General features: G+C 41.4%; 12 protein-coding genes and 2 pseudogenes. 7 read left to right on the top strand and 7 right to left on the bottom strand.

Annotated elements, in window-relative coordinates; genetic code table 11:
- Together UYI_RS32620 and UYI_RS0114345 are read left to right on the top strand one after the other, a co-directional pair.
- The coding region (locus tag UYI_RS32620) for a mechanosensitive ion channel family protein (protein ID WP_035138594.1) at positions 1-1,480 on the top strand (1,480 nt) is incomplete at its 5' end.
- A gap of 305 nt (positions 1,481-1,785) precedes the next feature.
- Positions 1,786-2,748: an alpha/beta fold hydrolase gene (locus UYI_RS0114345; protein ID WP_016867340.1), complete on the top strand. Its 963-nt coding sequence runs from the start codon at positions 1,786-1,788 to the stop codon at positions 2,746-2,748.
- A 14-nt stretch (positions 2,749-2,762) separates the two neighbouring features.
- Here UYI_RS0114345 and UYI_RS0114340 read toward each other — a convergent pair whose 3' ends face one another.
- The 4 genes from UYI_RS0114340 to UYI_RS0114325 form a co-directional block, all read right to left on the bottom strand.
- Positions 2,763-4,334, bottom strand: a complete 1,572-nt coding sequence (locus tag UYI_RS0114340) for a metallophosphoesterase family protein (RefSeq protein WP_016867339.1) — start codon at positions 4,332-4,334, stop codon at positions 2,763-2,765.
- Between the two features lie 225 nt (positions 4,335-4,559).
- A complete protein-coding gene (locus tag UYI_RS0114335; RefSeq protein WP_026085952.1) occupies positions 4,560-5,528 on the bottom strand; it encodes a hypothetical protein in 969 nt (322 codons plus the stop codon).
- 397 nt (positions 5,529-5,925) lie between these two features.
- Complete coding sequence (locus UYI_RS37655; RefSeq protein ID WP_162140398.1) at positions 5,926-6,147, bottom strand: hypothetical protein; 222 nt, start codon at positions 6,145-6,147, stop codon at positions 5,926-5,928.
- Positions 6,148-6,197: 50 nt separating this feature from the next.
- Positions 6,198-8,030 (bottom strand): ABC transporter ATP-binding protein, encoded by a 1,833-nt coding sequence (locus UYI_RS0114325; RefSeq protein ID WP_016867336.1) that lies wholly within the window; start codon positions 8,028-8,030, stop codon positions 6,198-6,200.
- A 344-nt stretch (positions 8,031-8,374) separates the two neighbouring features.
- On the opposite strand from UYI_RS0114325, the gene UYI_RS39675 reads away from it, so the two are divergent.
- From UYI_RS39675 to UYI_RS0114315, 3 genes are all read left to right on the top strand, one after another.
- Positions 8,375-8,686, top strand: a complete 312-nt coding sequence (locus UYI_RS39675) for a TPM domain-containing protein (RefSeq protein WP_258003594.1) — start codon at positions 8,375-8,377, stop codon at positions 8,684-8,686.
- On the top strand, positions 8,629-9,546 hold the full coding sequence (locus UYI_RS32610) for a TPM domain-containing protein (protein WP_277876802.1): 918 nt from the start codon (positions 8,629-8,631) through the stop codon (positions 9,544-9,546). Before UYI_RS39675 ends, UYI_RS32610 begins: the two co-directional genes overlap by 58 nt.
- A 118-nt stretch (positions 9,547-9,664) precedes the next feature.
- Positions 9,665-10,438: a LemA family protein gene (locus UYI_RS0114315; RefSeq protein WP_016867335.1), complete on the top strand. Its 774-nt coding sequence runs from the start codon at positions 9,665-9,667 to the stop codon at positions 10,436-10,438.
- 1 nt (position 10,439) lies between these two features.
- Here UYI_RS0114315 and UYI_RS32605 read toward each other — a convergent pair whose 3' ends face one another.
- The 3 genes and pseudogenes from UYI_RS32605 to UYI_RS38315 form a co-directional block, all read right to left on the bottom strand.
- Positions 10,440-11,561, bottom strand: a complete 1,122-nt coding sequence (locus UYI_RS32605) for a DUF1802 domain-containing protein (protein ID WP_235147948.1) — start codon at positions 11,559-11,561, stop codon at positions 10,440-10,442.
- Positions 11,562-11,614: 53 nt separating this feature from the next.
- A pseudogene (locus UYI_RS0114305) lies at positions 11,615-12,142 on the bottom strand (hypothetical protein); the annotation flags it as partial.
- Positions 12,133-12,777 (bottom strand): annotated as a pseudogene (locus UYI_RS38315) (hypothetical protein). The pseudogenes UYI_RS0114305 and UYI_RS38315, both read right to left, overlap by 10 nt.
- A gap of 409 nt (positions 12,778-13,186) precedes the next feature.
- Here UYI_RS38315 and UYI_RS0114290 point away from each other — a divergent pair.
- Together UYI_RS0114290 and UYI_RS0114285 are read left to right on the top strand one after the other, a co-directional pair.
- Positions 13,187-13,681, top strand: a complete 495-nt coding sequence (locus tag UYI_RS0114290; RefSeq protein WP_016867330.1) for a hypothetical protein — start codon at positions 13,187-13,189, stop codon at positions 13,679-13,681.
- 15 nt (positions 13,682-13,696) lie between these two features.
- A partial coding sequence (locus UYI_RS0114285) for a hypothetical protein (RefSeq protein WP_016867329.1) occupies positions 13,697-13,963 on the top strand: 267 nt, incomplete at its 3' end.

Genomic DNA, 13,963 nt, shown 5'->3' with positions numbered 1-13,963 from the left:
TCAGGTTTCTTGGCTACAAGGAAGAACAGCAAATCTTACCTTACTACGCCGGAGTATCAGCAGAATTTTAATTCTGACTTCTGTGGTGCTATGTCTGGCGTTGGTCGGTATAAATGGGATGGTAATTTATCGAGGCGGAAACATTCAGGAATTTCAACTTAATCTTATCCGCACTCTTCCTACTCAATTTTGGATCAATATCTTCACGGCGAGTTTAAAAATTGTGAGTTTACTAATGCTAGTTAAACTTAGCATACCAGTCTTACATAGAGGTATAGATCAGGTTTGCAACTACGCTAAGAAGATCGATCAAATCAAGGCTAATGATGAGAGTATCGAGGCTTTTTTTAGGGTATTAAAAAGAATTATTGCTCATACTCTATGGATATCTTCTGCTATCCTATGTGCTAAATTTCTCTACCTACCAGAAGTCTTTCCAAAATACATTTACGTTGTTTTAAAAATATATATTACTATTTCAGTTGGGTTACTAATTGTCAAAGCTGTTGCTACTATTGTTGATACGCTTGATGCCCTAAGTCTTAAATACTCTAGTTCTAATAATCTACTGAGTTTATACGAACGTTTACGCCACTTAATTCCACTCTTCAAAAAATGTTTAGAATACGTCCTCTATGTTGGCATAGTAAACCTTGTTGTTCCAGAAATAGAACCTATTGCGTGGATAAGTTCTTATACCCCTACAATTGTGCAGATTATTGGGGTTTTCTTTATTAGCAACGTTTTGGTTGAAGTCGTTTACTTCATTCTTGATGAGTTCTACTTAAAAACTACAGATGTTAATGACTCACAACAACAGAAACGACTGACGCTGATTCCCTTAATGCGGAGTTTTGCCAAATATTTCGTTTACTTTACTGCTGGAGTAACTATACTCAAGCTGATTGGCATTGATCCTGCGCCCATCTTAGCAGGTGCAGGAATTGTGGGTATAGCAGTTGGTCTTGGGGCGCAAAATCTGATTAATGATGTCGTTTGTGGATTTTTGATTTTGTTTGAAAATTATTACTTAGTAGGTGATTATGTTGAAGTTGGCAAGTTGGAAGAGAGAAATATTGAGGGGGTTGTAGAGGCGATCGAACTGCGAACCACTCATGTCCGCCATCCTGATGGACAATTGCAGATTATTCGCAATGGGGATATTGGCTCAATTATCAACTACTCCAAGCAATATATATATGCAAGGGTGGAGCTTAGCGTTTCCTATGACTCAAATTTAGATCATGTGTATAGGGTGGTTGAAAAGGTAGGACAACAGTTAAAAGCTGATGAACAGGATATTTTAGAACCTACGCGAGTAGCTGGAATAGAACATTTTGGGGAGAATCATCTGTTGCTGCTGACGCTGACAAAAGTTAAGCCTGGAAAACACCTTCATATTCAGCGTCTTCTCCGCAAGATATTGAAGGATGCTTTTAACCAAGAAGAAATTGAAATTTGCGGTTTTTCCAAGAATTAATACTAGCTCTTTTAAAAATTTTCTCAAATTTACTTGCAAAGATGACGATCGCTCTGTTTCACTTTTGTATTAGTCTGCAAATAATTCTTTACTAAAGCGCAACCATAAGCTAGTAGCGTGTCTAGGCTAAAATGTTGCAATAAATCTCTTCTTCTATCTGGTGTGTTCTCTCTTGCCTCATGCGGTTTATTAATTCACAAATTAAGGCTTGACACGCTAGCACTAGCTTTTAAGCATGGGCAAAAGCAGAGTCTTCATGAGGGTTACTATGGGTACGTAGGTAGTGAAATAGAAAAGGCTTCAATATGAAGGAGCGCAACTTTCGTAGGATTGAAACAAACGGAGTTCATCTGAATACGGTGGTTGAAGGTCAAGGACCTCTCGTCATCCTACTTCATGGTTGGCCTCAGTGCTGGTATCTGTGGCGTCATCAAATCGACCCACTTGTAGAAGCAGGCTTCCAAGTGGCCGTTCCCAATCAACGCGGATACGACGGTAGCGATGCTCCAGAGGAAATCGAGGCTTACGACATACTCCATTTAACAGGAGACGTTGTTGGAATTGCTGATGCTCTCGGTCACGAAACTTTCATTGTTGTCGGACATGATTGGGGTGCGCCTGTAGCTTGGAATACAGCACTGCTATATGAAGAACGAGTTAATGCTGTTGTGGGCATGAGTGTCCCCTACTTTCGTTACCCAGTTGGAGCATTAACAAAGCAAGAGAATTTTGGGGACAATTTCTGGTACATGGTTTACTTCCAAAAGCCTGGGATTGCTGAAGCTGAATTTGAAGCAGACATTCGCCGTACCCTACGTATAATTCACTATAGTATTAGCGCCTCCGCTCCCGAAGGAATCGTCCTGAATCCGAAACCATCAACGTCTGGTTTTCTTGATGGACTGAGCGATCCCGAACAGCTACCGAAAGGTATGACCGAAGAAGATTTAGAATATTACGTTGCACAGTACAAACAGAGTGGCTTTCGTGGCAACTTGAACTGGTATCGCAATATCGATCGCAACATGGAAATTACTCCCCAGTTGGAAGGCAAGAAGATATCGCAACCAGCATTGTTCATTGCCGGCGAAAAAGATATTGTGTTGCAGTTTCCAGGTATGAGTCTTGACGCAATGACAGAGTTAGTTCCGAACTTGAAAGCACAGGTTATCGTCCCTGGTGCTGGTCATTGGGTTCCCGCAGAGTATCCCCAGGAGGTCAATAAAGCTTTACTTAGCTTCCTCAAGGACTTTAGCCCTCAAAGATAAACATGTGGTTCTAGTTAAATCTCAAATGGTTCCATTTCTTTGTTAAACCACTCTCCTTGAAACCGTTCGGCAACCAGTGGTTTAACAACAAACTTGGGTGGAGTGCCACCTCTAACGTCAATTCGCACACATGAGTATGGCAGTCGCTTGAAAACATCGTATCCATTGCGACCAACAAATAAAAGTGAATCCGCAATTTTACGAGTCGGACTTCCTTCTAAATACTCAAAAGTCTCCATTAACTCTGTCCCTTCCTCTCGCTGACGACGGGGACGACGACCACTACCACCGCAGACTATACAATTGAGGTGAGAGTCACCATAGCCAGTGTCGGTAGTGCGGAGATATTCTAAGCAGTGAGCGTGACCATTTAAAATTAAATCAACAATGGGACGCCCCTGAGTTGCGGAACCAAGAGTTTGTGCCACACTATCAAATAACCAACGCAAACGCCGACGTACTGCTAAAGTTTGGGCTTGATGCCATTTACTCGCTTCAGTAACATAGGGAGGATGGTGGAAATACACTACTCGCCCCCGTACCTCTTGGCTGTGCCAAGATGCAATTAGCCTTTGCTTAAACCATTCCAATTGTTCAAAGTCGGTAGCTGGTTCCTGGTGAGATGTGAGTTGTTTTTCGATGTCTATTTTGACTTCATCAATTTGGTATAACTTGGCTTTGAGGGCGTCGAGTCTTTCCGCTTCTTCAGGATTATCTGGGTTGAGGCGATCGCACGCTTCCAAAATTTGCATTTCTTCGTCTTCAATCTCGTGGCGGCGCTTCTCTAGTTGACGGCGACTGCTTTCTCCTTCTTTAGTTGCGGGTAGCGGTGATGGGGCGTTAAAAGTATTCGAGTCGAGGGCGAAAAAGTCAATCCCCCCGTAGCGAAAAGTATAATAACGGTTGGGTAGACGGGTAAAACGTCCGGGTTCATAGCGCAAACAGCGTCCTGTGTCTGTTTTGGCGGTGTAGTGTTCGTCGAGGTGAAATTCTAACTGTTCCCTAGAATGGAATGCTTTGAGATAATCCAAAAATGCCTGTGCATAGGCATCTCCTTGATAGGAACCATGCCAACCAATTTCGATATCTTTGTACCGGAACAAGCGGCGTAGTGGTAACGTACTTCCTGCCAGCAAACGATACATCAACGGTACATCATAGTAATCGTGATTGCCGAGAACTGGCAAAATCGGGGTTTTAAAAACCATGCGATCGTAGAGAATACGCTTGTAGTTTTCTCCACCCTCAATGAACTCGCGGTAAGGTTCGATAAAATTTCGGGGATAATACTCGCGGGAACCAACAATGTAAATTACATCACCTGTATGCAAGACAAAACTACATTCCTCTTGGTGCGGTAGCATCAGTTCCGCAACTTGGCGCTGGGGGTGGTGTTGGTAATATGATTTTGTCCCACTATCGCCGATCACCATAAACGAAAATTCTGGATTATCCGAGTTGCGATCATCGATCACCATGCAAGTTTGATCAATCCCACGCTGGACGATACTTGCATTACCCCAGCGCACCCGTTCTTTCATCTTTTGAATTTTTACAGGTATCGACGGTTCAGAAATGAATTTCATTGGCGATCGCTCCAGAATGCAGAACTTTATCAATCTCTGCTTGCATTCCGATTGTATCTATAAGTCGTTGGTAGTTGGTTGTTGGTGGTTAGTGGTTAGTAGTCGGTTGTTTAATACTTACTCCTCATACCCCTCACACTCCTCATACTCCTCACACTCCCCATCCCCTATCACCCCATCACCCCATCCCTGTCTAACCCTGTCGGATAAAACGCGATCGCACGATTATTTATCTTCTTGGCTACTCAATAGTTTTAAATTATCAGCAGGTTCTATACTCGAACCATATAGTTCAACGAATCTTCTAAACAGCCACATGGTTTGGTGATTAGAAATCTTATTTAAGCTGATTAAACGGTCTATATTTCTTTTGGCAAGTGCGCGTAGATAGGGTAAATCTTCATATAGTGTGAGACAAGAGGCAAAATGTAAGATAATTTGCATTACTGGCTTAGGCCACTCTAGATCACTATAAATATCTACAAAGAATTTATGGGCATTACTGCTTAAAGGAAGAGCATTGAATATGACAATTATTCTTTTATTATTATAAACTGGAATGCTCAATTCCACAGTAAAAGGAGTATGCAATATTAAATCTACTTCGACTATTGGTTGTCTCCAAATTCTTAAAATATTGATGCCTGATACAGCTAAGATGGTTTGAAACTTTAGCATTCCACCATTGTTTGTAGCCTGAACATAATTAACATTAACAACCTTTAAATTATTTAGGCTAAAGCTGTGAACTGTTTCCAAATGTTTTAAGTTTAACAGATGATAAATTTGACATACATAAGGAAAAGGCAGAGTATACGCCTGACTAATCATATGTTGTTTTTGCAACTGAAGCATTCTATCTCTAACTGTAGATAATGCTTCATGGCGATAATGACTTAAGTCAGTTTGCTCACTTGAAGAAACACCCTCATCATCATTCAAGCTTTCATCTGGCTTCAAAAACAGCCAACTCAAGAATAAGAAAGAGATTGCACATATTTGTAGAATCTCTATCGGAGATAAATAGCCATCAGCAAACGCAGCAACACCTCTATCAGTGACTCCAAACATCCAAGAAAAAATACCCCAAAACCAAATATTATTTTTGAGGTTTGCGAGTAACAGAGAAATTTCTACAGTTTGATGATTTCTAGCAGATTCACAGACATTGTTGGATGACATATTACTAGTCATAGCAGTTAAAAAATTAGAGCTTTACTTTATTAGACAGCACTAAAACATTAACAATATTGAAGTTACTGTTATGACTTAAGCTTGCTCATTTTATACTCATAAAAGCATCTTTCTTAAGTAACAATTCTAAATTTATTTAGCTGCTTCATTGGGTATAAGGATTTCTGTTTTGAGAAAAAAGCTAGCAAATACAAGTAGTCTTCTTATACTTCTTAAGTAGTAATTAATGATTGCCTTGTCAAACGTTTAGTACAATCTACCAGCAACTCAATTACAAATATGTTCATTGTGAGCAGCAACAGCAAATGATCTACTACATCAATGTAGTAGATTATCTGAACCGTATTGGGTGAAAAGTATTGAGATACTGGGGACTTGGTGGGCGATCGCGTCGATGTTACATAGGACTCAAAATAGATATTGAGGTATCGATTCTCTCAATTTTTGATACAAATCTAGTGGAAACAAGCTGATAGGAGAAATTAAATCTACCCTCATTATCATCACAGGAAGCCGCACAAAGCGCTTCTACACACTCCCCCCACTCCCCATCCCCCCATCTCCCCACTGCCCCTAATCCCCACTCCCCTAAGGGAGTGGGGGCCGGTGAGTTCCCCATCTCCCCATCCCCCCATTGCCCCATCCCCCCATCTCCCCATCTCCCCATCCCTACTGATACCCCGCCGCTTGCAAATAAAACAGCCTCGCGTAAGTGCCTCCAGCCTGCAATAATTCCTCGTGATTTCCCTCTTCTACCACTTCCCCTGCTTCAATCACTAGAATTTTGTCAGCCATCCGCACTGTCGAAAAACGGTGAGAGATTAGAAACACCATTTGATTTTTGGTGAGGGTGCGAAAATGATTGAAAATCTCGTACTCAGCTTGGGCATCCATTGCTGATGTTGGTTCATCCAACACTACTATATCTGCGTTAGTTCGCATAAAAGCACGGGCAAGGGCAATTTTCTGCCATTGTCCTCCAGAAAGTTCTTGTCCACCTTTGAACCATTTACCCAGTTGAGTGGTGAAACCTGCGGGCAATTTTTCAATAAAAGGTAGGGCCATCCCCTTTTCGGCAGCAATTTCCCACAGTTCTCTATCTTCCATCCGTGCCACGTCACCTACACCAATATTCTCTCCTACCGTAAATTGGTAGCGAACAAAGTTCTGGAAAATTACACCTATGCGTCGCCGCAACACATCTACATCCCACTCTTGCAAATCCAAGCCATCTAGTAAAATCCTGCCGGAACTAGGGTTGTAGAGTCGAGTCAGTAGTTTAATTAGAGTAGTCTTGCCGGAACCGTTTTCGCCAACAATAGCTAATTTCTCTCCTGGTTTCACGTGAAAAGAAATATTGGTTAAGGCAGGTTGGGTACTTTCTGGATAGGTAAATGTGACGTTTTCAAACCGAATACCATCACCAGGTTTGACGCCTTTAGTAGCTTTACCCCTTGGTTGTTGTACTTCCTCCTCTAGGAATTCGTAGAGATTGGAAAGATACAAGTTGTCTTCATACATTCCCCCGATAGAAGTCAACGCACCCGAAAAAGTCGTCTGTCCTTGGCGAAATACGGTGAGATACATCGTCATATCGCCTAAAGAAATTCTGCCTGCGACGGTTTCCAGCACAATCCAAGCGTATGCGACATAGAAAGCAATGGTACTTAACAAACTCAGCAAATATCCCCATAGCCCCCGCCGAATTGTTAACTTGCGGTCTTCATCGTAGAGTTGATAGAAGATATTGCGGTAACGTTCCAACAACATCTCACCCAATTGGTAGAGTTTGACTTCCTTGGCAAAATCTTCTCTAGCTGCCAAGGTTTCTAAATAATGCTGCTGACGGGTTTCTGGCGCACGCCAGCGAAACAAGCGAAAGGCTTCTCCGGCAAACTTGGTTTCAGCAATGAATGCAGGCATTGCTGCTAGAATCAGTACAACCACTGCCCAAATTGAGAAGTTGATTAACAAAGCCCCATAGGTGAAAAGTGAAAGGGCGCTTTGTACCAAGCCAAAGGTGCGGTTCACTAGTGACAGGGGACGAATGGAAGCTTCTCGTCTAGCGTTTGTCAGTTTGTCGTAAAATTCCGAGTCTTCAAACTGCGTCAGTTCCAAAGTCAGGGCTTTTTCCAAGATTAGTTCATTTACCCGTTGACCGAGTAATACCCGCAACAACGACTGACAAATCGTCAGCCCCCTCTGGCTAAAAGCAAGTAAAGCGACAGCAATAGCTTCAAACCCTACATATATTAAAGGATGAGAATTATTGACAATATTGTTAGTTTGTGTATTTTGAGATGCAAAAACTACTGCATCGACAATTAACTTACCAATGTAAGCTACAGCTGCTGGTAAAAGACCAGCCACCAGAGTTAAAGTCGCCAGAATAATTGTGAGAGAACGGCTAGTATTCCATACTAAAGCGATCGCTCGTCCACTGTAGCGAAATACCGCCAGTGATTGGCGTAGGGCGTTACGTTTTTTACGAAGAGTCCTCATTATTATTTGTATAACGCAAATAGCCCTTAATTGCCTATATTTGTCCAGTAGCATATGAAAAACAAGCTCCCCGACTTTTCTAAAAACTCAAGGATCTGGGCGATGTGATTGTTTACAACTTAAATAGGATTGCTATATTCACATTCAAAGTAAAATAGAAGTAGAGGGATATTGAAACAACTTTTTTAATTAGTGAGTCAAAAATTAATGAGTCCTTCTGTTTGTCAGAATATGTAAGAGAACTAGCCGATAACAGAAGCTATTTTTCTCAAACACACTCCAGATAGTTGTCTGCTGGAGACTAAAGCAATGAAATTAAATTTACTTAAATATAAGCGTGTTTTTTGGCTGAGTTTATTTCCTCCGCCATACTTCTTTATCCTCTTTCTAGCTTGGCTGTGACTGTCCAAGAAGTCCCCAATCCCCGAAAGCAAAATGGTGGTTGGGTGAGTGATATGGCAGGTATTCTCAGCAATCAAACAGAAGCTCAAATCAATCAAATAATTTCTCAATTAGAGGCGAAAAATGGTACAGAAATGGCGGTGGTAACTGTGCCAGAAACTGCCCCTGCTAGTTCTCCAAAAAATTTGCCACGGAACTGTTTAATAATTGGGGAATTGGCAAGAAAGGACAAGATAATGGCGTCTTGTTTTTGATTTCAGTAGGCGATCGCCGCGTAGAAATTGAGACGGGTTACGGTGTGGAAGCAATTTTACCTGATGCCAAAGTCGGTAATATTATCGATACCCAAATTATCCCGCGATTTAAACAAGGAGATTTTGAAGGTGGTACGCTAGCAGGAACAAAAGCGTTGGTGATCGTCCTAGAGGGTGATAAGTCGTCGTCTTCTGGGCAAAAAGTGACGACTCCCAACCAAGAACCAATTCCCAATCAGGAAACTACTGCGGATGATACTGTTCCTTGGGGAGTCCTGATCGGAGGCGGAACAGCTGTGTTGGCGGGGGTGAGTGCTGTTTTTTTGATACGTCGCCCTCGTAAAGTTGAGATTGCATCAGAAGGACGTACGCGCTATCGTTGGGGCGATCGCATTTTTCTATGCGCTGATTGCCGCCAGCCAATGACAAAAGTAGATAACACTACACTCCAGTCACATCTGAGTGAACCAGAAAAAGTAGCACAAAAAATTGGTAGTGTCAGATTTGAGGGGTGGAAATGCCCCAACTGTAGCCACAAGCTCACTGATATAGGATTTAACATTGTTGGACGGGAATCTGGTGGGTCTCAATTTAGAAGATGCTCTATCTGTCAGGAGTTGACAGTCACGCGCACTCATAAAACTCTATTCCCAGCTACGCAATTTTCTTTTGGAAGGCGTCTAATTATTGACAATTGTCACTGTTGTTCTGATCACAAAGAACAAGACGAAATCATCCCTCGCTTACCTCCCCCTCCTCCTCCCCCTCCCCCTACTTCCCACGGTGGCGGTTTCAGTGGTGGCGGCGGCAGCTTTGGCGGTGGTAGTAGCGGCGGTGGTGGTGCTGGTGGTAGTTGGTAAGTAAAAGGCAGAGGGCAGAAGGAGAAAGACTTATCTTATTTAGTGTCTGGGTATAAGCATTTTATGTTTAATTACGCCCATCTGCTTAATTCGTTGGAATTTGTAAGTTATAAATGCTATGAACAATCCAGATAAGAGAATTCCCGAAGAAATTGCCCCAGAGGTGCTAGAGTTAGCCTCGCGCTATTATGCCAATCACACCCAGAGTTACTCAGCTTCTGAATTGGTAGCAGCTGGAAAGGAAGTCGATATTCCTGCCGAGTTTATTCAGCAAGCCATTCAAGATGTACAAGCAAAGCACAAGCAGAAACTAGAAGAACAGAAGCGGCTAGCGCATCTGCGCCAAAGAATGCTGATAGTCGGTGCAGGTATAGTAGCTGCATTAACTGTTTGGTGTGGCTGGACTTACAACTCTCTCCAAAGCAGTAGCACTAGAGTTGAAGCAGCTTGGGCGCAAGTAGAAAATCAACTCCAACGACGTGCTGATTTGATTCCCAACCTTGTAAGTGTGACACAAGCCTATGCCAAACAGGAAAAAGAGTTAGTCGCTTTGTTGGTGCGATCGCGTCAGGCTTATTTAGAAGCAACTACTCCCAATCAAAAAGCTGCTGCAACAGTACAAATTAATCAAGCGATCGACCGTTTTCGGGATTATGCAGCCACTAACCCCCAATTGCAATCTAGCCAATTGTTTACCAATCTTCAGTACGAGTTAACGGGTACTGAAAATCGCCTTGCTGTAGAACGGATGCGCTACAACCAAGCGGTGCAAGCATATAATCAAAAAGTTCAGAGTTTTCCCAACTCGCTGGTAGCTAATACTTTTGGCTTTGAGAAGCAGGAATTTTTTCAAGCCACAAATACTGATGTTCCCAAGGTTTTCAGGGAGTGAATTATGAGATGTTAGTAACTGGTAAATCGCGGAGGAAATAAAAGCGATCGCTTCTCCAATCAGTTCCTTTAATTCGTCCCAAGTAACCGGTTAAAGGTGATGAGAGTTCTATGAGTAACTCATGGACTGATTCATCATCTAGCTGTAAAATTTGCTCTTTGACGAAAACAGCATTATACTGTACGCGAATTTCGACGGTTTCACGTCCTTTTTGTTTTGCTTCACCTAGCTGTTTGACAGACTCAACAATATGTGAACGTACTTCTAAATTTTTGCGAATGTCGGCTATGTACTGCTGAATTTTTGTATCAGCTAATCCATAAGAATTTTGCAAACATTCTTTGAGCTTTAATAAGTCAATTGGAATTGAATACCTGCTCTGAAATTCAACCAAACTTTGCAAAGTTTCTGGTGTAATCACGTTGATTTTATTACCAATACAAGTTTTGAGAGCATCTTTTGTTAATTCGCCAGCAGCGACAATTAATTTAACACAGTTATCAAATTTTTCTTGAAGATGCTTATATCCAAGCTTGATTAGTTGGGCTGCTGTTCCATCAGGCACTTTTTCGCTTTGAGTGGCTTTGCATTCTCCTACTAATTGATAAGGAAAATCACAATAAAAATCTAAACCTCCAGCACCACCAGTTGCTTCATAATCAAGACTTGCTTCTGGTTTAGAGTTAGTATTTTTAAAACCTAGTTTAATCAAACTTCTACGTACTAATTTTTCAAATGCATGGCCATTACTTGAATTGCCTACCTCAGCAATTCTCTCAATCCAAGCTAAATCTGGATCTAATTTGAGAGTAGATGGTTTATGACTCCAACCTAAAAATACTTTAATATCCTCTTCTAATTGTTTAGCGACGGAGTTGGTAATAGCAAGGGAAGCTAAAGCACCTTGCAATTCTTCTAATTCTGGATGGAGTGGAGGTTGTAAAGTTTCTATTTGGTGTTTTCGTTGGGCGAAGATGCGATCGCTTAATACTGGCGTTGCATTATAAGTATTTAAACAATTTGGTAAACTGGCAAATCTTCCTGCTTTATCTTGAATGTTCAAATTAATAGTAACTTTTTCAGATTCAGGAAATTTGTAGACACGCAAGTATGCTAAGAAAATATGCTGACGCTGTCGTAGTATTTCTTGTAATCCTTCTGTTGTCCATATTGTTACAAACTCCTAATTTGGTCATTCCAAGTAGCAGGATACATTGCTAACAGTAAAACACCACGTTTGATACTGTTATATAAATCCTTGGCTAAACTAGCAACTACTTGTGCTGCTGTAAAACCGTTGTCAGCCATATCTGCAATATCTAGTTCATCAAAGCAAATAACTGGAATCCTATAATCACTAGTTAATTCTAGAATTTGGCGAACAAATTTTAATGCTTCGGCTTCTCTATCTTCTGATTTAGGATTCGGTAATCCCATTACTTCAGCTTGTGCATGAGTTAGTTCTAATCCAGATAACCAGTAGTTTGCATAATTAGCATGGACAGAAGATAGTGTCCATAAAATAGCTTTAACCAAGTAAGGATTAGTTATTTCTGGCTTTGATTGCAGGACAATTTCTGTTAACTTATCAATTACTTTTGTAGAATATTTATTTAACCAATTAGGATATATGCTACTAATATAATGCTGGGGAGTGTATTTCCACTGTCTTACTTCATTAAGTAAAGCTGCTGCTATCTCTTGCCTGTAGTTATGGAATCTTCAATCTTGTCCGGTGCGCTGTCTTCTACACTTCCGCCTTGTAGTTGCAAAATATCGTTAGCTTGCATTTCCAGCAACCATTTATTGAAATTGGAACGACTAACACGCTCGCCTATTTCTCGACGAATTCGATAAATCGGTACTAAATGATTCAGGTTATAGTCACTATTTAATCTGTCATAAACTCCCAATGTGACTTTCTCAAACTCCTTATAAGATGCGATCACACTCTTTACGCCGTTAACTAATACAGATGCACTATTAGCTACACCATTCATCTGACTAATCCACTTCAGCAAAGCATTCGCCGCACAAGTACCAACAATAGTCCCTTCAAACTTCTAATCAGAATTTTTCAAACCTTCACTCAGTACCTCTAAACCTTCAGGAGATACCAGAGAATAGCCTTTTTTAGAGATGGCGATCGCACCTTTTTTCTCCAATTCTTCAAAAATTTCCTGATAATCTGCTACCTTCTTACCTTTAGTAACAATTCGCTTCGTTAGTTCCCCTTTTTTGACTTCCTGTTTTGTTCCTCCCATATCCCACAAAGCTAGAAGAAGGCGAGTTTCAACTAAAGCTTCCCTAGCCTTTAAACCAGAATTTTTTGATGCCATATTGATAAATCCAGTAGAAAAGAAACCCGCACAAGTGGGTTTTGTCTGTATAGCCCCAGTCTTCTGAGGGCAATCTATACAAGTATAATTTTAATAAAAACTTGTAATCTAAGTGTAAATACTGAAAATGTCCAGAAAATATTTTGAGATTTAAATATATTAATTCATCGAGCAATACCAGCAAATTAAAATCTACACCTTGCAGATGTATTTAAAAAAGAGGCTAGTAAATTATTTAACCGCATATTTCTTTGGTATGAATGCAGATTCATTCAAAGGCTAGAGGGAATAATTTAAAACTTCCATCACCATTGCATTAATAATCTTGCACTGCACTATCTAAGTGCAGTTTTTAATATGGCTTGTAAAAAAGGGCATTTAACAAACGCAGGGTGATGAGGAATTGAGGATGAACACAATATTCCAAGAACGTAAAATTGTTTCGCGTCTGCTGGCGGTTTTTCTTTCAGCATTGCTAATAGTTCCAATGCTTACTAGCTGCGGTGGAGGTTCCCAAACTAGCGCGCCACCGCCTCCTGTTGATGATACTATTGGTAGAAATGTGAATAATCCTGCCCCTAGAAATCAACCCCAAGCGAAGAAAGGATTGAGTACAGGGCAGAAGGTGGCAATTTTGGTAGGCGCTGCCGCACTTTACTACATCTATAACCAGCGAAAAAATGCCCAAGGTACAGGGCCACAAGGCAAGTATTACCTTTCCAAGAATGGACGTGTTTACTACCGCGACGAACAAGGCCGCGCTCATTGGGTGACACCGCCACCTGAAGGAATTCGAGTTCCCGAGTCGGAAGCACAACAATATCGAGATTTTCAAGGTTACAACAGACGTCCCACAGGGCGCGATTTAACTGATATTACTGCACAACCAGCTCCAGCATTATAAATTCGGTAATAAATTATGGTTGATGATTTTTTGCGAAAGGCAAGAGATTTTTTCACAGGGTCTGAAAACGATCAATATGAACAAGATAGGGAATATGGCGATCGCCAAGTCAGACCTGCCAGCGAAGACCCCTACGGCGACCCTGCTGACCAAGGCTATTACGGTTCTGACCAGGGATATTACGGCAACGTCCGCCCTGCCAGTGAAGACCCCTACGGCGACCCTGCTGACCAAGGATATTACGGTGCTGACCAGGGATATTACGGCAACGTCCGCCCTGCC

Origin of the sequence: Fischerella muscicola PCC 7414 (genome assembly GCF_000317205.1) — a bacterium.
In the GTDB taxonomy this organism is placed as follows: domain Bacteria; phylum Cyanobacteriota; class Cyanobacteriia; order Cyanobacteriales; family Nostocaceae; genus Fischerella; species Fischerella muscicola.
This window is presented reverse-complemented; position numbering and strand designations above follow the sequence as displayed.

What these genes read in the sequence shown, in the direction of transcription:
- UYI_RS0114345 (WP_016867340.1), top strand. Translation starts at nt 1,786, where the DNA reads ATGAAGGAGCGCAACTTTCGTAGGATTGAAACAAACGGAGTTCATCTG.
- UYI_RS0114340 (WP_016867339.1), bottom strand. Translation starts at nt 4,334, where the DNA reads ATGAAATTCATTTCTGAACCGTCGATACCTGTAAAAATTCAAAAGATG.
- UYI_RS0114335 (WP_026085952.1), bottom strand. Translation starts at nt 5,528, where the DNA reads ATGACTAGTAATATGTCATCCAACAATGTCTGTGAATCTGCTAGAAAT.
- UYI_RS37655 (WP_162140398.1), bottom strand. Translation starts at nt 6,147, where the DNA reads ATGGGGAACTCACCGGCCCCCACTCCCTTAGGGGAGTGGGGATTAGGG.
- UYI_RS0114325 (WP_016867336.1), bottom strand. Translation starts at nt 8,030, where the DNA reads ATGAGGACTCTTCGTAAAAAACGTAACGCCCTACGCCAATCACTGGCG.
- UYI_RS0114315 (WP_016867335.1), top strand. Translation starts at nt 9,665, where the DNA reads ATGAACAATCCAGATAAGAGAATTCCCGAAGAAATTGCCCCAGAGGTG.
- UYI_RS0114290 (WP_016867330.1), top strand. Translation starts at nt 13,187, where the DNA reads ATGAACACAATATTCCAAGAACGTAAAATTGTTTCGCGTCTGCTGGCG.